The sequence below is a fragment of the Aggregicoccus sp. 17bor-14 genome, assembly GCF_009659535.1.
Taxonomy (GTDB): Bacteria; Myxococcota; Myxococcia; order Myxococcales; family Myxococcaceae; genus Aggregicoccus.
The window spans coordinates 107,325-127,273 of record NZ_VJZZ01000012.1 but is presented as its reverse complement, the minus strand read 5'-3'; the positions used below and the strand labels follow the sequence as shown (position 1 = coordinate 127,273).

The following is a 19,949-nucleotide window of genomic DNA, read 5'->3' as shown; positions in this document are numbered from 1 at the left end:
CGTGACCGAAACCCCCGCCCGCCCCCGCCCGCCCTCGCGCGCCACGCTCGCCCGCCTCCTCTCGCTCGCGCGCCCCGAGCGCCGGCGGCTGCTCTGGGGAACGCTGTTCCTGGTCATCGGCAGCGGGATGAGCCTGCTCTACCCGCAGGCGATGAAGCTCATCATCGACGAGGCGCTCGGGGCGCGCAGCCGCCAGCTCATCGACCGCGCGGCGCTCGGCATGGCGCTCATCTTCGCGGTGCAGGCGGTGGCGGTGGCCCTGCGCGCCTACCTCTTCAACACGGCGGGAGAGCGCGTCGTCACGCGGCTGCGCCAGAGGCTGTTCGCGAGCCTCATGTCCCAGGAGGTGGCCTTCTTCGACGAGCGGCGCACCGGTGAGCTCACGAGCCGGCTCGCGAGCGATACCGCGGTGCTGCAGAGCACGGTGTCCACGAACATCAGCATGGGCCTGCGCAACGCGGCCACGGCCGTGGGCGCCGTCGCGCTGCTCTTCTACACCTCGCCCGTGCTCACGCTCCTGATGCTCGCCATCGTGCCGGCGGTGGCGGTGGGCGCGGTCACCTACGGCCGGCGCGTGCGCCGGCTCTCCAAGGAGGTGCAGGACGCGCTCGCGAGTGCGAACGAGGTGGCAGAAGAGGGCCTCGCCGGCATCCGCACGGTGCGCGCCTTCGCGGCGGAGCCGGCGGAGGTGGCGCGCTACGGGGCGCGCGTGGAGCACGCCTACGAGCTCGCACGGCGGCGCGCGCGCCAGTCCGCCACCTTCCTCGGGGCGGCCTCCTTCGGCGGCTACGCGGCGGCGGCCATCGTGCTCTGGTACGGCGGGCGGCTCGTGGTGGACGGGCGCCTGAGCGTGGGCGGCCTCACCTCCTTCCTCGTGTACTCGCTGCTCGTCGCCTTCTCGCTCGGCGCGCTCGCGGACCTGTGGGCAGACTTCATGCGCGCGAGCGGCGCGGCCGAGCGCGTCTTCGAGCTGGTGGACCGCACGCCGGCCATTCCTCCCGGCGGCGGCGAGCGCCCCTCCCGCGTGGAGGGCCGGGTGGAGTTCGAGCGCGTGCGCTTCGCCTACCCCTCGCGCCCCGCGGCCCCCGTGCTGCAGGACGTGTCGCTCTCGCTTGCGCCCGGAGAGGTCGTGGCGGTGGTGGGCCCCTCGGGCGCGGGCAAGAGCACGCTCGCGGCGCTGCTCGCGCGCCTCTACGACCCGCAGGGCGGCCGCCTCCTGCTGGACGGCCGGCCCCTCGCGCAGCTCGACCCCGCGTGGCTGCGCGGGCAGCTGGGCATCGTCGCGCAGGAGCCGCTGCTCTTCAGCGCGAGCCTCGCGGAGAACATCCGCTACGGGCGCCCCGGCGCGAGCGACGCGGAGGTGGAGGCGGCCGCGCGCGCCGCGCATGCGCACGAGTTCATCAGCCACTTCCCGCAGGGCTACGAGACGCGCGTGGGCGAACGCGGCGTGCAGCTGTCGGGCGGGCAGAAGCAGCGCGTGGCCATTGCGCGCGCGGTGCTCAAGGACCCGCGCCTGCTCGTCCTGGACGAGGCGACGAGCGCCCTGGACGCCGAGAGCGAGCACCTGGTGAAGGACGCGCTCGACCACCTGATGCGTGGGCGCACCACGCTGATCATCGCCCACCGCCTCTCCACCGTGGCCGGCGCCCACCGCGTGCTCGTCCTGGAGAAGGGCCGCGTGGTGCAGAGCGGCAGCCACCAGAGCCTCATGGCCGAGGACGGGCTCTACCGCCGCCTCGTCGAGCGCCAGTTCGTCGCGGCCTGAGCGCCCATCCACCTACACCGCCCTGCACGCCTGCCCGCCTGCCCTGTGCGTAGCCGGGCGCACAGGTCGCGCGCGACTCATTGGCGCGGCGCGGCGCGCTCCGTTACACATGCGGCCGCAAAGGAGGTGATGCCTTGACCGATAGCAACTGTCAGGCGTCCACCTCCGCTGGCACGGTTCGCTAAGACCGCCCAGCGGAAGGCTGACGCCAAAAGAGCTGCAAGGGCCCGTTCCTTCTCGCGTAGCGATACGCAGGCGGAGCGGGCCCGTTTTTATGTCCGAGCCTCCCCCTCCCGCTGCACCCCGCTCTTTGCCCACACTCTCGCCGGGCCACCGGCACCCGGGAATGAACCCGTGACGGCCGCGTTCAGTCGCGGCCGGTACGAGTGGGGGGGCCCGCTTCTTTCCGTCTGGAGAATTCCGTGTCCACTACTCCCTGTCCCAGTCCCCTCTCGGCCGCCCTGCGCGACGAGGCGGCGGTCCACCAGGAGCGCAACCTCTTCTGCCCCAGCTACGACACCTGCCTGCACGTGGCGGTGAAGAAGGGCTGGGAGGGCTGGACCTGCCGCGCCTGCGTGTTCCACGGCCAGAAGGGGCACGAGCCCACGGCCAAGGATTTCGCGCACTCGCGCCCGCGCAGCTACGAGGCGCCCTGATGAGCGGCTGCTAGCGCCGGAGGGCCGGCCAGGGCGGGCGGCCCACCGGCCGCCTGCGGCCGCCATGGCCCTACACGGATCAAGTTGACGCGCGCCCCGCCCGTTTGGCAGGAAGGCGCATGCGCAGCAAGAAGACCAAGTTCATCTTCGTCACCGGCGGTGTGGTTAGCTCTCTCGGCAAGGGTCTCGCATCCGCCTCCATCGGGGCGCTGCTGGAGAACCGGGGCCTGAGCATCACGCTGCTCAAGCTGGACCCCTACATCAACGTGGATCCGGGCACGATGAGCCCGTTCCAGCACGGCGAGGTCTTCGTCACCGACGACGGTGGCGAGACGGACATGGACCTCGGCCACTACGAGCGCTTCACCGGCGCGCAGATGAGCCGGCTGAACAACTTCACCTCCGGCCGCATCTACAACTCCGTCATCCAGAAGGAGCGGCGCGGCGAGTACCTGGGCAAGACCGTCCAGGTGATTCCGCACATCACGGACGAGATCAAGTCGATGATCCACCAGGCCTCCCAGGGCGTGGACGTAGTCATCGTCGAGGTGGGCGGCACCGTGGGCGACATCGAGTCGCTGCCCTTCCTCGAGGCCATCCGCCAGATGCGCTACGACGTGGGCAGCCAGAACGTGGTCTACGTGCACCTCACGCTGCTGCCGTACATCGGCGCCGCCGGCGAGGTGAAGACCAAGCCCACCCAGCACTCGGTGATGAAGCTGCGCGAGATCGGCATCCAGCCGGACTTCCTGCTCTGCCGCACCGACCGCGAGATCAGCCGCGAGCTGAAGGACAAGATCGCGATGTTCTGCAACGTGGACAACGGCAACGTGTTCACGAGCCCGGACGTGAAGAGCATCTACGAGCTGCCGCTCGAGCTGCACCGCCAGGGGCTGGACGAGCGGCTCGCCGAGGTCCTCAACATCTGGAGCCGCGCCCCGCGCCTCGAGCGCTGGGAGCAGATCTGCGAGCGCATCTACTCGCCCGGCAAGGGCGAGGTGCAGATCGGCATCGTGGGCAAGTACGTGGACCTCAAGGAGAGCTACAAGAGCCTCAACGAGGCCCTGCTCCACGGCGGCATCGCCAACGACGTGAAGGTGAACCTGCACTTCGTGGACAGCCAGGACGTCGAGGCGCAGGGAGCCGAGAAGCTGCTCGCCGGCGTGGACGCGGTGCTCGTCCCCGGCGGCTTCGGCGTGCGCGGCACCGAGGGCAAGATCGCCGCGGTGCGCTGGGCGCGCGAGAACAAGGTGCCCTTCTTCGGCATCTGCCTCGGCCTGCAGATGGCGGTGGTGGAGTTCAGCCGCTCGGTGCTGGGGCTCGCCGGCGCGAACTCGCTCGAGTTCGACGAGCGCACCCCGCACCCGGTGGTCACGCTGATGGAGAGCCAGGTGCAGGTGAAGGACAAGGGCGGCACCATGCGCCTGGGCTCCTATGCCTGCGCGCTCAAGCCCGGCAGCCTCTCGCGCAAGCTCTACGGCCAGGACGCCGTGCAGGAGCGCCACCGCCACCGCTTCGAGGTGAACAACGCCTACCGCGCCCGCCTCGAGGAGGCCGGCCTGGTCATCAGCGGCCACAACCCGGAGCTGGGCCTGGTGGAGATGATCGAGCTGCCGGACCACCCCTACTTCGTGGGCACCCAGGCGCACCCCGAGTTCAAGAGCAAGCCCTTCGCGCCCCACCCGCTCTTCAGCGGCTTCATCGCGGCAGCCCGCAGCCACCGCGACGCGCAGGGGGCCGCGAAGCCCGCGGCGGCCGCACCCGCGCTGGCCCCCGCGCTCTCTTCGGTGAAGGCGTCATGAGCCTCATCGAGCTCGCCGGACAGAAGGTCGGCGACGGGCAGAAGCTCTTCGTCATCGCGGGCCCGGACGTCATCGAGTCCGAGGAGATGGCGCTGCGCCACGCGCGCCTGCTCAAGGGCATCGCCCAGAAGCTCGGCGTCGGCTACGCCTTCAAGTGCAGCTACGACAAGGCCAACCGCACCAGCGGCAAGAGCTTCCGCGGCCCCGGCCTGACGGAAGGCCTGCGCGTGCTCGCCCGCATCCGCAAGGAGGTGGACGTGCCCGTGCTCACGGACGTGCACGAGATCTCCCACGTGGCCCCGGCCGCGGAGGCGGTGGACATCATCCAGATCCCCGCCTTCCTCTGCCGCCAGACGGACCTGGTGGAGGCGGTCGCCCGCACGGGCAAGGGCGTGAACCTCAAGAAGGGCCAGTTCGTCGCGCCCAAGGACATCGTCCACTCGGCGCGCAAGGCCGTGGAGGCGGGCAACCCCAACGTGCTCGTCACCGAGCGCGGCGCCACCTTCGGCTACAACAACCTGGTGGTGGACATGCGCGGCTTCGCGCAGATGCGCGAGGCGGGGCTCACCGTCTGCTTCGACGCCACCCACAGCGTGCAGCTGCCCAGCGCCGCGGGCGGCGCGAGCGGCGGCGACCGCAAGTTCGTCTCGCTGCTCGCGCGCAGCGCCGCGGCCGCCGGCATCCACGCCCTCTTCACCGAGGTGCACGAGGACCCGGACCGCGCCCTGTGCGACGGGCCCTGCTCGCTCAATCCCCAGATGTTCGAGGACACGATCAAGGACGTGCTCGCCATCCGCCGCGTGCTGGGACACGAGCCCGCCTGAGCCCGCCGACCCCGCCCATGGGCCCCGACAAGCCTTCTGCCGACGAGCTGATGAGGCGCGCCGCCCAGGTGCGCCTCATGGTGTTCGACGTGGACGGCGTGCTCACCGACGGCGGCATGTACTACGGGGACGCGGGCGAGCTGCTCAAGCGCTTCGACGTGAAGGACGGCCACGCGCTCGTGCTCGCGCGCCTCACCGGCCTGCCCGCGGCCATCATCACCGCCCGCACCTCGCGCATCGTGGAGGTGCGCGGCAAGGAGCTGGGGCTCGCCGCCATCCTCCAGGGCCGCCGCCACAAGAGCGAGGCCCTGGACGAGCTGTGCGCCCAGCTCCAGGTGCCCCCCGAGGCCTGCAGCTACATGGGCGACGACCTCAACGACCTGGGCGTACTCTCGCGCGTGGGGCTCAGCGCCTGCCCGGCGGACGCCGTGCCCGAGGTGCGCCAGGCCGTGCACCTCGTCTCCCGCAGCGCCGGCGGCCATGGCGCGGTCCGGGAGCTGGTGGAATTGTGCTTAAGGGCAACCGGGCGCTGGTCCGCCGTACTGGATCTCATGCGAGCGACCTGAGAGGCTAGGGGATACCCCCATTCGCGAGCATTTGCGCAATCCTGCATTATCCACTAATTGCGACAGTGCTGTAGGCCTGGGGGGCCGAGGGAGAGCAGGAAAATGGCAACGGACACGCTGTACACGACGCACGACATCAGCCGCCTCCTCCAGGTGGATCCCTCGACCGTGAGCAAGTGGATCGACCGGGGCATCCTGCTCGCGTTCCGCACGCCGGGCGGTCACCGCCGCGTCCGCTCCGCGGACCTGCGCACCTTCCTCATCACGCACCAGATGCCGGTGCCCGAGGAGCTGGGCAGCGGCACGGTGAAGCTCCTGGTGGTGGACGACGAGCGCCAGCAGCTGGATGCCATCAAGCGCGCCTTCAAGCCCTACGCGAGCCAGGTGGAGCTCACGCTCACCAGCAGCGGCGTCGAGGCGCTGCTCGTGGTGAGCGAGAACAAGCCGCACGGCATGCTCATCGACCTGAACATGCCGGACATCGACGGCCTCGAGGTGTGCCGCCGCATCCGCGCGCGCAAGCCGCTCGAGAGCGTGCGGCTCATCACCATGACGAGCAACCTCACCCCCGACCTCGAGGAGCAGAGCCGCGAGGCCGGCGCGCTCGCGTGCCTCGCCAAGCCCTTCGAGGTGCAGCAGGTGCTCGAGCTGTTCCGCGTCCCGCTCGCCCTCAACGCCCCCAAGAAGTAGGCGGGAAACCCCTGCAGAGACACGACGGGCCGCGAGGGAGAACCCCCGCGGCCCGTTCGCATTTGCAACCCGGTTGCGCCCGGTGCGCCGGACTACTTCACCTGCACCTGCACGGTGCGGGGCTTGGACTCCTCGCGGCGCGGCAGCACCAGGGTGAGCACGCCGTGCTCGTAGCGGGCCTCGACGCGGCCTGCGTCCACGGTGCGCGGCAGCACGAAGGCGCGCTCGAAGGTGCCGAAGCGGCGCTCGCTCAGCAGCTGCCCGCTCTGCTCGGGATTCCGGGTGCTCTTGCGTTCGGAGCGCACGGTGAGGCGGTCGTTCTCCACCTTCACCTCGATGCCCTCGGGCGCGTGGCCGGGCATGTCGAGCTCGAGCGTGAGGCCCGCCTCGGTCTCCTGGATGTCGGCGGCCGGCGCGAGCGAGCGCGGCTCGGCGAAGCCCCAGGCGCTGTTGAACGGCAGGGCGAAGTCGCGCAGCAGCGCGTCGAAGGGATGGGTGCTGTCGGGGGTGTTGGCGGTGCGGCTGTTGTAGCGGCTGAGCATGGACGTCTCCTGTCGCGCGCGCGCAGCAGGGCGCACGCGGTGGGTGAAGAGGGGTGCGTGGAAAAGAAGGGACTGCGTGTCTCTCGTGTCGCCCCCGCGGGCGCCGGCTGTCGGGGGCCGGCGCCGGGGGCATCGCTCCGACACCCTCAACAGAACCATGCTTCGGGACCTGTCAAGGCGCGCAGGGCGCGCGTCCGGCGTCCCCCGCTGACCGCGCCTGCCTGCCTGCTCCGGACAGGGCGGCGCACGGGGCGCTGGAAAGGCCCGGGGCGCTGCGGCAGGGTGCGGCGCCATGACCAGCCCCGCCGCCCGCCCCTTCCGCGTCCTCGGCCTGCAGCAGATTGCCGTGGGCGCCGCCGACAAGACCCGCCTGCGCCGCCTCTGGGTGGACCTGCTGGGGCTCGCCCCGCACGGCACCTACCGCAGCGAGAAGGAGAACGTGGACGAGGACATCACGGTCGCCGGCGCAGGCCCCTTCCGCGTCGAGGTGGACCTGATGCAGCCCCTGGACCCCGCGAAGAAGCCCAAGGTGGACGAGCCCCCGCTCAACCACGTGGGGCTGTGGGTGGACGACCTGGCGGCGGCGGTGAAGTGGCTCGAGGCCCAGGGGCTGCGCTTCGCGCCCGGCGGCATCCGCAAGGGCGCGGCGGGCTTCGACGTCACCTTCGTGCACCCGCGTGGCAACGAGCAGTTCCCACTCTCCGGCGAGGGCGTGCTCATCGAGCTGGTGCAGGCGCCGCCCGAGGTGGTGAGCGCCTTCGACGCGCTCGCCCGCGCAGGCCACTAGGCCCGCCCGCCTGCCCCACGCCCGGGCAGGTACGTCCCGCGGCCGCTGCCGCCGCGCGCGCTGCGCCCTCACCTTGAGGGCAGGAGCAGTGACCCGGAACCGGAGGACGTGATGGCGACGGCGGAGAAGAAGCAGCAGGGCGAGGCGGCGGAGGGCCCGGCGCGCACCGAGCCCGAGGTGGTGGAGGGCTCCTTGCGCGACGCGCTCAACAGCGGCGACTACGGCGTGGACTACCAGCGCAGCGACTACAGCCAGGACGCCGAGCACGACGAGGCCACCCACGCGGAGAACAAGCACCGGGAGGACGAGCGCTAGGAGTCCTCGTGCTCGAGCCGCACGAGGACGTCCTCGCCCTGCCGCGTGACGTGCACGCGCCAGGGGCGGCAGCACACGGGACAGTCCTCCACGTAGGTCTCCGAGGAGGGGCCCACGGCGTCGGCCGTCACGTCCACCGGCTCGCCGCAGTAGGGGCACTGCTGCACGTTCTCGTCCGCGACGAAGGGCTGCATACGCGTGGCCTCCGGCGCACCCGGTGCGAGGGGTGCGCCCACCGTTCAACCTAGGTCGCGCGCGGCGCACTCCCCAGCGCCGGCCGGCCGCGAGCGCCTGGGGCTGGACACCCGCATCACGGTGCCTACACCGTCACTGTCGGCTGCGCGTCGCTGCACTCGTCCTCACGCTCAGCCCTCCATCCACGCGAGCAGGTCCGCGTTGAGCTGCTCGCGGTGGGTGACGAAGAGGCCGTGGCCGGCGGTGGGATAGACCTTGAGCTCGGCGCCGCGCACCAGCGCCGCGGTGCGCCGGCCGGTGAGCTCCAGGGGCGTGGACTGGTCCGCGCCGCCGTGCAGCACCAGGGTCGGCAGGCGCAGGTCGCGCAGGGCGCTGCGGTGGTCCGTCTCGAAGGCGGAGCGGAACAGCTGCGAGGTGGCCACGGGCGAGGCGGAGAGGCACTGGCGCAGCGTGTGCTCGATGAGCGCGGGCGAGACGTCGTTGCCCAGGTGGGTGGCGAAGAAGCCCTGCGCGCGGTCGGCGAACCAGCGGGGCCGGTCGCGGTGGAACTGGGCAATCGTGGCGTCGCACGCGAGCGCGGGCAGGCCCTCGGGGTTGTCTGGCGTCTGCTTCAGGAAGGGCAGCAGCGCGGACACGAAGGCGACGCGCGCCACGCGGGCCTCGCCGTGGCGCGCGAGGTAGCGCGCGGCCTCGGCGCCCCCCACCGAGTGGCCCACGAGCGTCACGCCGCGCAGGTCCAGGTGCGCGAGCAGCGCCGCGAGGTCGTCCGCGCCCGTGTCCACGTCGTAGCCGCGCGAGGGCCGCTCCGAGCGGCCGTGACCGCGCCGGTCCAGCAGCACGCAGCGGTAGCCGCGCTCGAGGAAGAAGGGGACCTGGTACTCCCACATGTCCGCGTTGAGCGCCCAGCTGGAGACGAACACCAGCACGGGGCCGCTGCCGTAGTCCTCGTACGCAAGGCGGGTTCCATCGGAGGTCTGGAGAGAGGGCATCGAGGGCTCCTGAGAGGGTGACGGCGCTACTCTCGCCACCCCGCAGCGCAGCCGCGATTACCTGCGAGGTAATGCCCTGAGCGCATCGCAGCGTCGCCGCTGCGTATTCCCGGGGCCTCACCCCCCCTCTGGCCGCCTGCGCCCCGCACCGGCGGACGGACGGGCGTGGGAAGCGCGTCCCCGCCGCGCGGCCAGGGTTTGCACGGGCGGGCGCGGTCACACCTTGAACGCATGAAACTCGGCCCCTTCCTCAAGCAGCTGAAGCAGGAGGCCACGGACGACCGCATCGGCGACGTGGCCGCGATGATGACGTACTACGCCCTCTTTGCCCTCTTCCCATGATCGTCTTCGTCATCACGGTGGGGCTCCTGGTGATGCCCGACTCGGTGTTCGACCAGGGCCTGAACCTGGCCAAGGGCGCCATCCCGGGGGACGCCGGCCAGCTGCTCGCCCAGCAGATGGCGCGGATGAAGGAGGCGGCGCACGGCGGCTTCGCCATCGGCAGCGCGCTGCTCGCGCTGTGGAGCGCCTCGCGCGGCTCCGCGTCGCTCTCCGTCGCGCTCAACGACCTGTACGACAAGGAGGAGACGCGGCCGTGGTGGAAGCGGCAGCTCGTCGCGGTGGGCACCACGCTCGCCGTGGCCGCGCTCATCCTGCTCGCGCTGGGGCTCCTGTTCGCCGGGCCCCTGGTGGGCCACGCCCTCGCGGACCGCTTCGGGCTGGGAACGGCCTTCGACGTGGTCTGGGGCCTGGTGCGCTGGGTAGGCGCTGGAGCACTCATCATGCTCGTCTGGGCCCTGCTCTACCGCTGGCTCCCCAACACGAAGGCACCCCTCAAGGTCTTCACCGTGGGCGCCTTCGTCGGGGTGCTGTTCTGGCTCGCGGGGAGCAAGCTGTTCGCGCTCTACGCGTCGCACTTCGGCAGCTACGAGAAGACCTACGGCACGCTCGCGGGCGTCATCGTCTTCCTCACGTGGCTGTGGCTGTCGAACCTCTCGCTGCTGCTGGGCGCGGAGATCAACGACGTGCTCGCCCACCAGCGCAAGGAGCAGAGCGCTGCCGCGCGCGACCTCGACGAGGGCAGTGCCGGGAAGGACGACGGCGAGCACAAGAAGCCGCGCCCGCCCTACTACATCCGGCGGCGCCGGCGGCCCCAGCCGGCCTGAGGGCCAGCGCCGGGGCACGCCGCCGCCCGGCGCTCAGGGGATCTCGAAGAAGTCGACCACGCCCGTCTCGAGGTCGTACTCCGCGCCCACGATGAGCAGCTCGCCCGCGAGCACGCGGGCCTCGAGCAGCTCGGAGCCGTGGCGCAGCTGGCTCACCGACGCGCGCACGTTGGCGCGCACCGCGCGCGTGCGCAGCTCCTCGCGGGACTCCGTGCTCCCCTTGGTGACCCAGCCCTCGAGCGCGGGGCGGATGCGGTTCACGATCGAGTTGAGGTTGCGGGTGGAGGGCGTGGCGCCGTCCAGCAGCGTCGAGAGCGTGGCGGTGATGGCTCCGCACAGCGTGTGGCCGAGCACCACCACCAGCTGGGTGCCGAAGGCCTCCACGGCGAACTCCACGCTGCCGATCTGCGAGGGCGCGACGATGTTACCCGCCACGCGGATGACGAAGAGGTCGCCGAGCCCCTGGTCGAAGACGAGCTCCGCGGGCACCCGCGAGTCCGAGCAGCCCAGCAGCACCGCGAAGGGCTTCTGGCCCAGGGCGAGCTCGGCGCGCAGCAGCTGGCGCGCGAGCGTCTCGGCGCTGCGCACGTGCGCCACGAACCGCGCGTTGCCGTCGCGCAGCCGCTGCAGGGCCTCCGTCTGCTCCTGCGCGCTCATACGCCACCTCCACTGCCGCTCTCGTAGGTCGTCATGGGCGCACACATAGGGCACCCCCGCCTGCTCGGCAACCCGGCAGCGCAGCAGATTCAGGCCCAGCGACGTTGGCTCCAGGCCGTGGCACCCGCGAGCGCCGCCAGCCCCGTGACGAGCACGCCCAGCACCGTGCCCGCGTGCGCCACGCCGTTGAAGCCCACCACGTCGAGCGCCGGGACCCGGGTCGCGTTGAGCGCCACGTAGAGGCCGAAGAGGAACAGCGCGAGGAAGGCGCGCGAGGTCTCGGTGAGGCGGCCCAGCAGGGTGGCAACCGCGCTCAGCGCGAAGACTCCGGAAACCACGGCGCACGCACGCACCGGGGAGAGCGGGGCCCAGCGCAGGGCGATGACGCCCGTGAAGAGCAGCCCGAGCACGAAGGTGGCGGCGGTGAGGCGCAGGTCCCTGCGCTGCAGGCCGCCGCGCACCGCCCCCGTCAGCTCCAGCGCGCCTGCCTGCGCATCGCGCGCACCCAGCTCACTGACGAGCACGCCCCACACGGCCACCGCCGCCGCGAGCACGCCCCCGAGGGACGCCGGCGCCGCGCACAGCGAGACGAGCCAGAACCCGAGCAGCGCGGCGATGGCCGCGGGGGCCATCGTGAGCGTGAGGGCCACGTCTGCGAGCACCTGCCCCGCCGTCCCGGGCAGCAGCGCGGCGAGCCGGAACAGGGGCTGCGCGAGCCGCGCGAGCGGGCGCAGCCACGCGTTCAGCAGCGCGAGCGGCGAGCGGCGCCTGCGCGCGTGCGCGGGCCTCGCCCGGTCCGGAGAGAAGCGGTGGAACAGGCCCGCGGCCGGTAGCAGCGGCAGCAGGGCCAGCGCGGCGCACACCGCGCGCACGAGCACCGCGGACCCCGTCCACAGCTGCGCGGGCAGGGTCACGGGCGCCACGTGTGGATCGAAGGACGCGCCGCCCAGCATGAGCTGGTCCGTGTGCAGCGTGGCCTGGAAGAGGACTCCGGCGGTCGCGATGCCCGGGAAGTCGAAGACGAACCCGCCCGGCACCTCGCCGTGGACCGCGCCCGCGAGCTGCGAGGCGAGCGCGAGCTGCGCCATCCACAGCAGGAAGTAGAGCACGTCGCCGCGCTTGCCCATCAGGGGCGCCCAGGCGTCGAAGAGCACCGCGCAGCTCACCGCGAAGAGCACGGTGGGCAGCAACACCAGGAGGAAGGTCGCCAGATAGACCCCGGGCTGGATGGGGCCGTCCCCGCGCAGCGCGTGGCACACGAGCAGGGCGCCGAGGAAGGCGAGCACCAGCGCCCCGAGGTAGGCCACGCCGCCCAGCCAGCGCGAGAGGAGGAAGCCCGCGTTGCCCACCGGGGTGGCCGCGATGACGCCGCCCGTGCCGCTGCGCAGGTCCTCCGCGATGCGCCCTCGCACGAGGAAGAAGCCCGCGAGGCTGAAGAGCATCCCTCCGAGCCCAGCGCCGCCCAGCGCGAGCGCGGAGCTGGTGTAGAGCACGCGCGCATTGCCCACCGAGATGAGCGTCACCCCGTCCGCGGGGTCTCCGATCATCAGCCAGCTGAGGGCGACCACGCCGAGCAGCACCACCAGCGTCGAGAGGCGCCGCATGCGCAGGCGCACCTCGGCATGCGCGAGCGTCGCGAGGAGCGGGAGGTTCACGCCGCCACCGCCTGCACGGCGTAGCGCTGGGCCATCAGCGCCTCCTCGAGCGTGGGCTCTGCGAGCGAGGCGCCGGGGCAGGGCTGGCGCGGGTGCGCGATGCGCAGGCTGATGGCGCTGCCCTGGCGCTGGGCCTGCAGCACGTGCACGCGCTCGCGCAGCGCCTCGTAGGCTTCCGCCTCCACGCGTGCGGACCAGACCTGGCCGCGCGCGTTCTGGAGGATGGCCTCGGGCGTCTCGAAGGCCACGAGCCGCCCCGCGCGCAGGATGGCCAGCTCGCTCGCGATGCTCTCCACGTCCGAGACGATGTGCGTGGAGAGGATGACCAGCTTCTGGAAGCCGACCTCGGCGAGCAGGTGCCGGAAGCGCAGCCGCTCCTCGGGGTCGAGCCCCGCGGTGGGCTCGTCGACCACGAGGATGTCCGGGTCGTTGAGCAGCGCCTGGGCGATGCCGAGCCGCCGCCGCATCCCGCCCGAGAACGCGGCCGCGGGCCGGTGCGCCTGGTCGTGCAGGTTCACCCGCTCGAGCAGCTGGCGGATGCGCGCCGGGTCGCGCACGCCCTTGAGCGCCGCGAAGTACTGCATGAACTCGAGCGCCGTGAGGTTCGCGTACACGCCGAAGTCCTGCGGCAGGAAGCCCAGCCGGCGCCGGATCGCCTCCGGCTTCGCCGCGATGTCCACGCCGTCGAAGAGGATGCGGCCGCTCGTGGGGCGCGTGAGCGTGGCCACCATCTGCATCAGCGTGGTCTTGCCCGCCCCGTTGTGGCCGATGAGCCCGATGACGCCGCGCTCGAGCGTGAGCGAGACGCCGGCCACCGCGTGCACGCTCTTCCCGTAGGTCTTGGTGACGTTCTGCAGCTGGAGCACGGCGTTCCTCGAGAGGGGCAAGGGGGCGCGGGGGCGCCTCAGTGCTCCCTACGCAGGGTCCGCTGCCCCGATTGCGCGCCCGGGCCCGGCCCTGGCCGCGAGGACACCCGGGGGCTCGGCCGCCTGGCGGGAAGGAACTCCCCCTGCGCGTGCTTGCCTGCCGGTGCCCCGGAGGAGAGCATGCGGGCCGCGAACGCGGGGCAGGTCCCGCGTGTTGAGGAGCCCATGGCCGGGATGAAGCGCGTAGGAATCGTCGGGTGGCGCGGGATGGTCGGCTCCGTGCTGATGGAGCGGATGCAGGCGGAGGGCGACTTCGCCGTCATCGAGCCCGTGTTCTTCAGCACGAGCAACGCCGGGGGCGCGGCGCCGGCCTTCGCGAAGGGCGAGCCCCGCCTCCAGGACGCGTTCGACCTCAAGGCGCTCGCGGCCTGCGACGTGGTCATCACGGCGCAGGGCGGCGACTACACCCAGGAGGTGTTCCCCAAGCTGCGCGGCACGGGCTGGAACGGCCACTGGATCGACGCCGCCTCCACGCTGCGCATGCGCGACGACGCGGTCATCTGCCTGGACCCGGTGAACCTCCCGGTGATGCAGCGCGCGCTCGAGCGCGGCGGCCGCAACTGGATCGGCGGCAACTGCACCGTGAGCTGCATGCTCATGGGCCTTGGCGCGCTCTTCAAGGCGGGGCTCGTCGAGTGGATGAGTACCCAGACCTACCAGGCGGCCTCCGGCGGCGGCGCGCAGCACATGCGCGAGCTGCTCACCCAGTTCGGCACCCTGCACGCCGAGGTGAAGGACCTGCTCGCGGACCCCGCGAGCGCCATCCTGGACATCGACCGCCAGGTGGTCGCGAAGCAGCGCGCGCTGAGTGCCAGCGAGACGAAGAACTTCGGCGTGCCGCTGGGCGGCTCGCTCATCCCGTGGATCGACCGCGACCTCGGCAACGGCACCAGCCGCGAGGAGTGGAAGGGCATGGCCGAGACCAACCGCATCCTCGGCCAGGGCGAGGGCTTCGGCACGCCGGCCGTCCCGGTGGACGGCTTCTGCGTGCGCATCGGCGCGATGCGCTGCCACAGCCAGGCGCTCACCTTCAAGCTCAAGCGGGACGTGCCCCTGCCCGAGCTCGAGGCGCTCATCGCGGGCGGCAACCCCTGGGTGAAGGTGGTGCCCAACGACCGCGAGGCCACGCTGCGCGAGCTCACCCCCGTCGCCGTGAGCGGCACCCTCACCATCCCGGTGGGCCGCCTGCGCAAGCTCGCCATGGGCCCCGAGTACCTGGGCGCCTTCACCATCGGCGACCAGCTGCTGTGGGGCGCCGCCGAGCCGCTGCGCCGCACCCTGCGCTTCCTGCTCGAGGCGTGAGCAGGAGAGTCCCCTCTCCCTCTGGGAGAGGGTCAGGGTGAGGGATGGACGGACGCGCGGACGCGGGCGGGGTGAGCGAGGTCCCCCGCGCGCCACGCCTCGAGGTCCGCGCGCAGCGCCGCCACGTCGAGCCCGCCACAGTCCGCGGGCAGCCCCTTCAACCTTTGCAGCGCCCGGCCGAACAGCGTGTGCGCACCGGCCTCGCGCCCGCGGCCCCGCTGCACCCAGCCGGCGGCCGCGAGGATGAGCCCGTGCAGGAGCGCGCGCCGCTCGCCCCCGGCCTCGCGCCACGCCCCCTCCCACGCCTCGTGCGCCTCCCAGTGCGCGCCTGCGTTGAAGAGGCGCACGCCCTCCTGCAGCGCGGCCTCCTGCGCGGCGCTCACGGCCCCTACCCCACCTCCTGCAGCTCGCGGGCGCTGAGGCCCAGGAGGTACAGGATGGTGTCCAGGCCGCCCGCGGAGATGGAGGTGTCGGCCGCCTCCCGCAGCTTGGGCTTCGCGCGGAACGCAATGCCCAGCCCCGCGCGCTGCAGCATGAGCAGGTCGTTCGCGCCGTCCCCCACGGCGATGACCTGGTCCAGCAAGAGCCCCTGCTCGGCCGCGAGCTTCTCCAGCAGCTCCGCCTTGCGCCGCGCGTTCACGATGGGGCCCACGGTGCGCCCGGTGAGCTTGCCGTCCTTCGCCTCCAGCACGTTGCTGAAGGCGAAGTCGATGCCGAGCCGCCGCTGCAGCGCCTCGGCCGCGACGGAGAAGCCCCCGCTGATGACGGCGGTGCGGTAGCCCAGGCGCTTGAGCACGCGCACCAGCGTCTCCGCTCCTTCGGTGAGCGGCAGCTGCGCGGCGAGCTGCTCCAGCACGCCCACCTCCAGCCCGGCGAGCAGCGCCACGCGCTGGCGCAGGCTCTCGTCGTAGTCCATCTCCCCGTGCATCGCGCGCTCGGTGATGCGGCTCACCTGCTCGTAGACGCCGTGCGCGCGCGCCAGCTCGTCGATGACCTCGATGCGGATGAGCGTGGAGTCCATGTCCATCACCACCATCCGCTTGCTGCGCCGGTACAGCCCCTCGCGCTGCAGCGCCACGTCGAAGGCACCCTGGGTGGCGCCCTGCGCCGCCATGGCCAGCTGCAAGAGCCCCCGCTTGAGCGGCTCGCTGCTCGCTCCCGGCGCGAGCGTGAGCCGCACCTCCACCGCCGCGAGCGCCCCGCGCTCCAGCGCCTCGCCGTCGCTCAGCCGGCTCACCTGCACGATGTTGCCCCCGTGCTCCGCCACGCAGGTGGCGAACGCGTGCAGCGCGCCCGCGCCCAGGCCGCGGCCCACCAGCGTGGCCACGTAGCGGCCGCGCGGGGCCGGGGGCGTGGCGGGCGCGTCCATCACCTGGAAGTCCAGCGCCACCCCCAGCTCCTTCGCCGCGAAGAGCAGCTCGGCGAGCACGCTGCGCGCGCTGGGCAGGCGCACCAGGAGGCACAGCGTGAGCTGCCCCTGCACCACCACCTGCTCCACGTCCAGGAGCTGCGCCCCGGCGTGCGCGAGCAGCCCGGTGAGGCGCGCGGCGATTCCCGGGTGGTCGCGCCCGGTGACGGTGAGCAGCAGCGGAGCGGAGGGAGAGCCGGAGGGCGCGGACATGGCCGCCACCCTACTTGATGCGCAACAGCTGCTTCACCGTCTCCAGCACTTCCACGAAGCGCACCGGCTTGCGCAGGTAGATGTCCACCCCGAGCTCGAGCGCGCGCTCCTGCGCCTCCTTGCCCCCCGCGCTGATCGCGATGATGGGGATGTTCTTGAGCGCCTCCTCGTGCCGGATGCGCTCCACCAGGGCGAAGCCGTCCATCACCGGCATGTAGAGGTCCGTCATCACCAGGTGGAAGGTGCCCTCGCGCAGCTGCAAGAGCGCGTGGTGCCCGTCCGGGGCGAAGTGCACCTCGAGCGGCACCTTGCCCGCCAGCTCGCCGCTCGCCAGCTTCTTGAGCACGTAGCTGTACATCTCGATGATGTGCGGGTTGTCCTCGACGATGAGCACGCGGTAGCCCTCGGCCGGGAGGGCCGGGCTGCTGCTTCCGCGCGCGTCAGATCCTGCCGAGCTCAAGGGGTCCTACCTGCCGGGCCTCGGCGCCAGAGGGCGTCTCTACAGCTGCCAAAACGGGCGTCGGGAGGCCTGCCCGCCGCCGCGCCGTGTACGGGGAGACCCGCCTTGTACCCGATAGGCGCCCTTCGGGAAAGAAAGTCACGGAATGCGCCCCCGCCGCCGGGCCTCCCCGCCCCTCTTCCATAACAAGGGCTTGGAATCCCTGGGCAAATCACTGATGGAATGCCGCCCGGGCGATCAGGCTTTTCATTGACAAGGCGGGGCCCGGGGGCCTACGTACCCGCCCGCCATGGCGGAGCCCCTGAACACCCCCCTCTTTACTCCCGACGAGCAGAAGAAGTTCGACGCGGAGATCGCTGAGCTCCTGAGCCACTACCCCGCGGACCGCAAGAGCGCCGCGATGCTGCCCGCGCTGCGCGCGCTGCAGGCCATCAAGGGGTGGTGCCCTCCCGAGGGCCTCGCGCTCGTCGCCGAGCGCCTCGGCACCACGCGCGAGCGCGCCTACGAGGTGGCCAGCTTCTACGTGATGTACCACCTGAAGAAGCCCGGCAAGTACACGGTGGACGTGTGCACCAACCTCTCCTGCAGCCTCTGGGGCGCGGAGAAGATGCTCGCCTACCTGGAGCAGAAGCTGGGCCTCAAGGCGGGCGAGGCCAACGAGCGCTTCTTCCTGCGCGAGACCGAGTGCCTCGCCTCCTGCGGCACCGCCCCCTGCCTGCAGATCAACGAAGACCACCACGAGAGCCTCACGCGCGCCAAGCTGGACGCGCTGATCGACAAGCTCCCGTAGCGCATTCCTTTCCTTTCAGCTCAGCCGAGGAAGACCCATCCCATGGCGGCACCCGTGATCGAACCGCTCATCTCCAAGTACTGGGGCAGCCCCCAGTCCTGGACGCTGGACGCCTACCGCAAGCGCGGCGGCTACGAGGGCCTGAAGAAGGCGCTCGAGATGGCCCCGGCCGCCGTCATCGACGAGGTGAAGAAGAGCAACCTGCGCGGCCGCGGCGGCGCGGGCTTCCCCACCGGCCTCAAGTGGAGCTTCGTCCCCAAGGACAGCCCCAAGCCCAAGTACCTCGCCGTCAACGGTGACGAGAGCGAGCCGGGGACTTTTAAAGACCGCTACATCCTCGAGCTGGACCCGCACATGATGCTCGAGGGCATCGCCATCGCCGCGTGGGCGCTGGGCGTGCACACCTGCTACGTGTACCTGCGCGGCGAGTTCAAGTTCCCCGCCGAGCGCTGCCAGGCCGCCATCGACGAGGCCTACAAGGCCGGCATCTTCGGCAAGAAGGTGCTGGGCAAGGACTTCGAGCTCAACTGCTACCTGGTGCGCGGCGCGGGCGCGTACATCTGCGGCGAGGAGACGGCGCTGCTCGAGAGCCTCGAGGGCAAGAAGGGCTGGCCCCGGCTCAAGCCTCCGTTCCCCGCCGTCGTCGGCCTCTTCGGCTGCCCCACGGTGGTGAACAACGTGGAGACGCTCGCGAGCGTGCCGCACGTGTTCGCCATGGGCCCGGAGAAGTACGCGAAGCTGGGCACGGACAAGAGCGGCGGCACGCGCCTCGTCTGCCTCTCGGGCACGGTGAACCGCCCGGGCGTCTACGAGTGCAGCATGCACACCACCTTCAACGACCTCATCTTCGGGGACGCGTACGGCCGGGGCCTGCCCAACGGCCGCAAGGTGAAGGCGGTCATCCCCGGCGGCTCCAGCGCGCCGGTGCTCAGCCCGCACGAGCTCGGCACCGCGATGGAGTTCGAGGCGCTCAAGCCCCTGCAGAGCATGGCGGGCAGCGGCGGCGTCATCGTCATGGACGACCGCACCTGCATGGTGCGCAGCCTGTGGCGCGTGGCGCGCTTCTACGCCGAGGAGAGCTGCGGCCAGTGCACCCCCTGCCGCGAGGGCACCCCGTGGCAGACGCGCCTGCTGCGCAAGATCGAGGAGGGGCGCGCGGACATGGAGGACCTGGAGCTGCTCTCCAACGTGGCCACCTCCATCGCGCCCTACCCCCCCATCGGCCTGGGCAACACCATCTGCGCCCTGGGCGATGCGGCGGCGCTGCCCACCCATTCGTTCCTCATGCGGTTCCGCGCCGAGTTCGAGGCGCACATCCACGAGAAGCGCTGCCCGTTCGGCGACAAGCCGTGGGGCGAGTTCGGAGAGTGGTCGTGAACGTCGAGCTGGTCCTCTTCTTCGTCTTCGCGGTCGCCACCCTGCTGTCCGCGGGGCTGGTCATCTTCGCCAAGAACCCCATCAACTCGGCGATGAGCCTGGTGGCGAGCTTCTTCTTCCTCGCCGGCATCTACGTGCTGCTGTGGGCGCACACCATCGCGGCGCTGCAGGTGCTCGTGTACGCGGGCGCCATCATGGTGCTCTTCCTCTTCGTCATCATGCTCCTGAACCTGGGCGAGACGGAGCTGGGGGCCCCTCGCCTCACGCTCAGCCGCATCGCGGGCGGGCTCGCGGCGCTCGGCCTCTTCGCGGGCCTCGCGCTCGCCATCGCGCATGCGCCGCAGGTGGCCGGCGTGATGGACGCGGGCAGCGCCGCCAGCTTCGGCACGCTGCGCGCCCTGGGCGTGGACCTCTACACCCGCTGGCTCTTCCCCTTCGAGGCGGTGAGCCTGCTCCTGCTGGTGTCCATGGTCGGCGCGGTCGTCGTCTCCAAGAGCCGTATCTAAACTTCAACGACCCTCAACGAGCGCGCGCGAATGGTCCCCACCCAATACTACCTCTTCCTCGCCGCGGCCCTCTTCTGCATGGGCATGTTCGGCGTGCTCACCCGCCGCAACGCGCTGGTGGTGTTCATGTGCGTGGAGCTGATGCTCAACGCCGCGAACCTCACCTTCCTCGCGTTCGCGCGCCAGCGCGGTGACAGCATCGGCCACATCTCTGCCTTCTTCGTCATCGCGGTGGCTGCCGCGGAGGCTGCCATCGGGCTCGCGATCGTCATCGCGGTGTTCCGCAGCCGCGGCAGCGTCAACATCGACGACATGAAGACGATGAAGCACTAGTCGAAACCTTCTGCGCCTCCCCAGA

23 protein-coding genes are annotated in these 19,949 nt (G+C 71.6%); 14 read left to right on the top strand and 9 right to left on the bottom strand.

Annotated elements, in window-relative coordinates; translation table 11 throughout:
• Position 1 precedes the first annotated feature (1 nt).
• The 6 genes from FGE12_RS21960 to FGE12_RS21935 all read left to right on the top strand — a co-directional run bounded on the left by FGE12_RS21960 (position 2) and on the right by FGE12_RS21935 (position 6,303).
• Positions 2 to 1,765: an ABC transporter ATP-binding protein gene (locus FGE12_RS21960; protein WP_370459104.1), complete on the top strand. Its 1,764-nt coding sequence runs from the start codon at positions 2 to 4 to the stop codon at positions 1,763 to 1,765.
• Between the two features lie 422 nt (positions 1,766 to 2,187).
• Positions 2,188 to 2,421 (top strand): hypothetical protein, encoded by a 234-nt coding sequence (locus FGE12_RS21955; RefSeq protein WP_194798153.1) that lies wholly within the window; start codon positions 2,188 to 2,190, stop codon positions 2,419 to 2,421.
• A 119-nt stretch (positions 2,422 to 2,540) separates the two neighbouring features.
• Positions 2,541 to 4,223, top strand: coding sequence for a CTP synthase (locus FGE12_RS21950; RefSeq protein WP_153868514.1), 1,683 nt, complete (start codon positions 2,541 to 2,543; stop codon positions 4,221 to 4,223).
• On the top strand, positions 4,220 to 5,047 hold the full coding sequence (kdsA, locus tag FGE12_RS21945) for a 3-deoxy-8-phosphooctulonate synthase (protein WP_153868513.1): 828 nt from the start codon (positions 4,220 to 4,222) through the stop codon (positions 5,045 to 5,047). The genes FGE12_RS21950 and kdsA overlap by 4 nt, the downstream gene beginning before the upstream one ends.
• A 50-nt stretch (positions 5,048 to 5,097) precedes the next feature.
• Positions 5,098 to 5,613: a KdsC family phosphatase gene (locus FGE12_RS21940; RefSeq protein WP_370459103.1), complete on the top strand. Its 516-nt coding sequence runs from the start codon at positions 5,098 to 5,100 to the stop codon at positions 5,611 to 5,613.
• 102 nt (positions 5,614 to 5,715) lie between these two features.
• Positions 5,716 to 6,303, top strand: a complete 588-nt coding sequence (locus FGE12_RS21935) for a response regulator (protein ID WP_153868511.1) — start codon at positions 5,716 to 5,718, stop codon at positions 6,301 to 6,303.
• Positions 6,304 to 6,395: 92 nt separating this feature from the next.
• On the opposite strand, the gene FGE12_RS21930 is transcribed toward FGE12_RS21935, so the two are convergent.
• Positions 6,396 to 6,845: an Hsp20/alpha crystallin family protein gene (locus FGE12_RS21930; protein ID WP_153868510.1), complete on the bottom strand. Its 450-nt coding sequence runs from the start codon at positions 6,843 to 6,845 to the stop codon at positions 6,396 to 6,398.
• 292 nt (positions 6,846 to 7,137) lie between these two features.
• Here FGE12_RS21930 and FGE12_RS21925 point away from each other — a divergent pair, with 292 nt between their 5' ends.
• Both FGE12_RS21925 and FGE12_RS21920 read left to right on the top strand, forming a co-directional pair.
• On the top strand, positions 7,138 to 7,632 hold the full coding sequence (locus tag FGE12_RS21925) for a VOC family protein (protein ID WP_153868509.1): 495 nt from the start codon (positions 7,138 to 7,140) through the stop codon (positions 7,630 to 7,632).
• A 111-nt stretch (positions 7,633 to 7,743) separates the two neighbouring features.
• Positions 7,744 to 7,947, top strand: a complete 204-nt coding sequence (locus FGE12_RS21920) for a hypothetical protein (protein WP_153868508.1) — start codon at positions 7,744 to 7,746, stop codon at positions 7,945 to 7,947.
• Here FGE12_RS21920 and FGE12_RS21915 read toward each other — a convergent pair.
• A complete protein-coding gene (locus tag FGE12_RS21915) occupies positions 7,944 to 8,141 on the bottom strand; it encodes a CPXCG motif-containing cysteine-rich protein (protein ID WP_153868507.1) in 198 nt (65 codons plus the stop codon). The two genes, FGE12_RS21920 and FGE12_RS21915, sit on opposite strands and share 4 nt — an antisense overlap.
• 171 nt (positions 8,142 to 8,312) lie before the next feature.
• Positions 8,313 to 9,131 (bottom strand): alpha/beta fold hydrolase, encoded by an 819-nt coding sequence (locus FGE12_RS21910; RefSeq protein ID WP_153868506.1) that lies wholly within the window; start codon positions 9,129 to 9,131, stop codon positions 8,313 to 8,315.
• A gap of 338 nt (positions 9,132 to 9,469) precedes the next feature.
• On the opposite strand from FGE12_RS21910, the gene FGE12_RS21905 reads away from it, so the two are divergent.
• Complete coding sequence (locus FGE12_RS21905; RefSeq protein ID WP_153868505.1) at positions 9,470 to 10,297, top strand: YihY/virulence factor BrkB family protein; 828 nt, start codon at positions 9,470 to 9,472, stop codon at positions 10,295 to 10,297.
• A gap of 33 nt (positions 10,298 to 10,330) precedes the next feature.
• On the opposite strand, the gene FGE12_RS21900 is transcribed toward FGE12_RS21905, so the two are convergent.
• The 3 genes from FGE12_RS21900 to FGE12_RS21890 all read right to left on the bottom strand — a co-directional run bounded on the left by FGE12_RS21900 (position 10,331) and on the right by FGE12_RS21890 (position 13,475).
• On the bottom strand, positions 10,331 to 10,954 hold the full coding sequence (locus FGE12_RS21900; RefSeq protein ID WP_153868504.1) for a carbonic anhydrase: 624 nt from the start codon (positions 10,952 to 10,954) through the stop codon (positions 10,331 to 10,333).
• An 89-nt stretch (positions 10,955 to 11,043) separates the two neighbouring features.
• Complete coding sequence (locus tag FGE12_RS21895) at positions 11,044 to 12,609, bottom strand: hypothetical protein (RefSeq protein ID WP_228530982.1); 1,566 nt, start codon at positions 12,607 to 12,609, stop codon at positions 11,044 to 11,046.
• Positions 12,606 to 13,475, bottom strand: a complete 870-nt coding sequence (locus FGE12_RS21890; protein WP_194798152.1) for an ABC transporter ATP-binding protein — start codon at positions 13,473 to 13,475, stop codon at positions 12,606 to 12,608. The genes FGE12_RS21895 and FGE12_RS21890 overlap by 4 nt, the downstream gene beginning before the upstream one ends.
• Before the next feature lie 234 nt (positions 13,476 to 13,709).
• Between FGE12_RS21890 and asd the strand changes: the two genes are divergently transcribed.
• The gene (gene asd / locus FGE12_RS21885) at positions 13,710 to 14,837 is read left to right on the top strand and encodes an aspartate-semialdehyde dehydrogenase (RefSeq protein ID WP_228530981.1); all 1,128 of its coding nucleotides are present in this window, start codon (positions 13,710 to 13,712) and stop codon (positions 14,835 to 14,837) included.
• Positions 14,838 to 14,869: 32 nt separating this feature from the next.
• Here asd and FGE12_RS21880 read toward each other — a convergent pair whose 3' ends face one another.
• The 3 genes from FGE12_RS21880 to FGE12_RS21870 are packed head-to-tail and all read right to left on the bottom strand — an operon-like array spanning position 14,870 to position 16,918.
• Positions 14,870 to 15,220 (bottom strand): DUF309 domain-containing protein, encoded by a 351-nt coding sequence (locus tag FGE12_RS21880; RefSeq protein WP_153868501.1) that lies wholly within the window; start codon positions 15,218 to 15,220, stop codon positions 14,870 to 14,872.
• A 5-nt stretch (positions 15,221 to 15,225) separates the two neighbouring features.
• On the bottom strand, positions 15,226 to 16,458 hold the full coding sequence (serB, locus tag FGE12_RS21875) for a phosphoserine phosphatase SerB (protein WP_153868500.1): 1,233 nt from the start codon (positions 16,456 to 16,458) through the stop codon (positions 15,226 to 15,228).
• Positions 16,459 to 16,468: 10 nt separating this feature from the next.
• Complete coding sequence (locus tag FGE12_RS21870) at positions 16,469 to 16,918, bottom strand: response regulator (protein ID WP_228530980.1); 450 nt, start codon at positions 16,916 to 16,918, stop codon at positions 16,469 to 16,471.
• A 301-nt stretch (positions 16,919 to 17,219) separates the two neighbouring features.
• Between FGE12_RS21870 and nuoE the strand changes: the two genes are divergently transcribed.
• The 4 genes from nuoE to nuoK are packed head-to-tail and all read left to right on the top strand — an operon-like array spanning position 17,220 to position 19,924.
• Entirely contained in the window at positions 17,220 to 17,708 is a 489-nt protein-coding gene (gene nuoE, locus FGE12_RS21865) for an NADH-quinone oxidoreductase subunit NuoE (RefSeq protein WP_370459112.1), read from the top strand.
• 42 nt (positions 17,709 to 17,750) lie between these two features.
• Positions 17,751 to 19,085, top strand: a complete 1,335-nt coding sequence (gene nuoF / locus FGE12_RS21860) for an NADH-quinone oxidoreductase subunit NuoF (RefSeq protein ID WP_153868498.1) — start codon at positions 17,751 to 17,753, stop codon at positions 19,083 to 19,085.
• Complete coding sequence (locus FGE12_RS21855; protein WP_194798151.1) at positions 19,082 to 19,591, top strand: NADH-quinone oxidoreductase subunit J; 510 nt, start codon at positions 19,082 to 19,084, stop codon at positions 19,589 to 19,591. Before nuoF ends, FGE12_RS21855 begins: the two co-directional genes overlap by 4 nt.
• A 30-nt stretch (positions 19,592 to 19,621) precedes the next feature.
• The gene (nuoK, locus tag FGE12_RS21850; RefSeq protein WP_153868497.1) at positions 19,622 to 19,924 is read left to right on the top strand and encodes an NADH-quinone oxidoreductase subunit NuoK; all 303 of its coding nucleotides are present in this window, start codon (positions 19,622 to 19,624) and stop codon (positions 19,922 to 19,924) included.
• Positions 19,925 to 19,949: the final 25 nt, after the last annotated feature.

Coding starts and splice junctions, on each gene's coding strand:
- FGE12_RS21935 (WP_153868511.1), top strand. CDS start 5,716: ATGGCAACGGACACGCTGTACACGACGCACGACATCAGCCGCCTCCTC.
- FGE12_RS21915 (WP_153868507.1), bottom strand. CDS start 8,141: ATGCAGCCCTTCGTCGCGGACGAGAACGTGCAGCAGTGCCCCTACTGC.
- serB (WP_153868500.1), bottom strand. CDS start 16,458: ATGTCCGCGCCCTCCGGCTCTCCCTCCGCTCCGCTGCTGCTCACCGTC.
- FGE12_RS21950 (WP_153868514.1), top strand. CDS start 2,541: ATGCGCAGCAAGAAGACCAAGTTCATCTTCGTCACCGGCGGTGTGGTT.
- asd (WP_228530981.1), top strand. CDS start 13,710: ATGAAGCGCGTAGGAATCGTCGGGTGGCGCGGGATGGTCGGCTCCGTG.
- FGE12_RS21905 (WP_153868505.1), top strand. CDS start 9,470: ATGATCGTCTTCGTCATCACGGTGGGGCTCCTGGTGATGCCCGACTCG.
- FGE12_RS21910 (WP_153868506.1), bottom strand. CDS start 9,131: ATGCCCTCTCTCCAGACCTCCGATGGAACCCGCCTTGCGTACGAGGAC.
- FGE12_RS21925 (WP_153868509.1), top strand. CDS start 7,138: ATGACCAGCCCCGCCGCCCGCCCCTTCCGCGTCCTCGGCCTGCAGCAG.
- FGE12_RS21930 (WP_153868510.1), bottom strand. CDS start 6,845: ATGCTCAGCCGCTACAACAGCCGCACCGCCAACACCCCCGACAGCACC.
- FGE12_RS21920 (WP_153868508.1), top strand. CDS start 7,744: ATGGCGACGGCGGAGAAGAAGCAGCAGGGCGAGGCGGCGGAGGGCCCG.
- nuoK (WP_153868497.1), top strand. CDS start 19,622: ATGGTCCCCACCCAATACTACCTCTTCCTCGCCGCGGCCCTCTTCTGC.
- FGE12_RS21940 (WP_370459103.1), top strand. CDS start 5,098: ATGAGGCGCGCCGCCCAGGTGCGCCTCATGGTGTTCGACGTGGACGGC.
- FGE12_RS21900 (WP_153868504.1), bottom strand. CDS start 10,954: ATGAGCGCGCAGGAGCAGACGGAGGCCCTGCAGCGGCTGCGCGACGGC.
- nuoF (WP_153868498.1), top strand. CDS start 17,751: ATGGCGGCACCCGTGATCGAACCGCTCATCTCCAAGTACTGGGGCAGC.
- kdsA (WP_153868513.1), top strand. CDS start 4,220: ATGAGCCTCATCGAGCTCGCCGGACAGAAGGTCGGCGACGGGCAGAAG.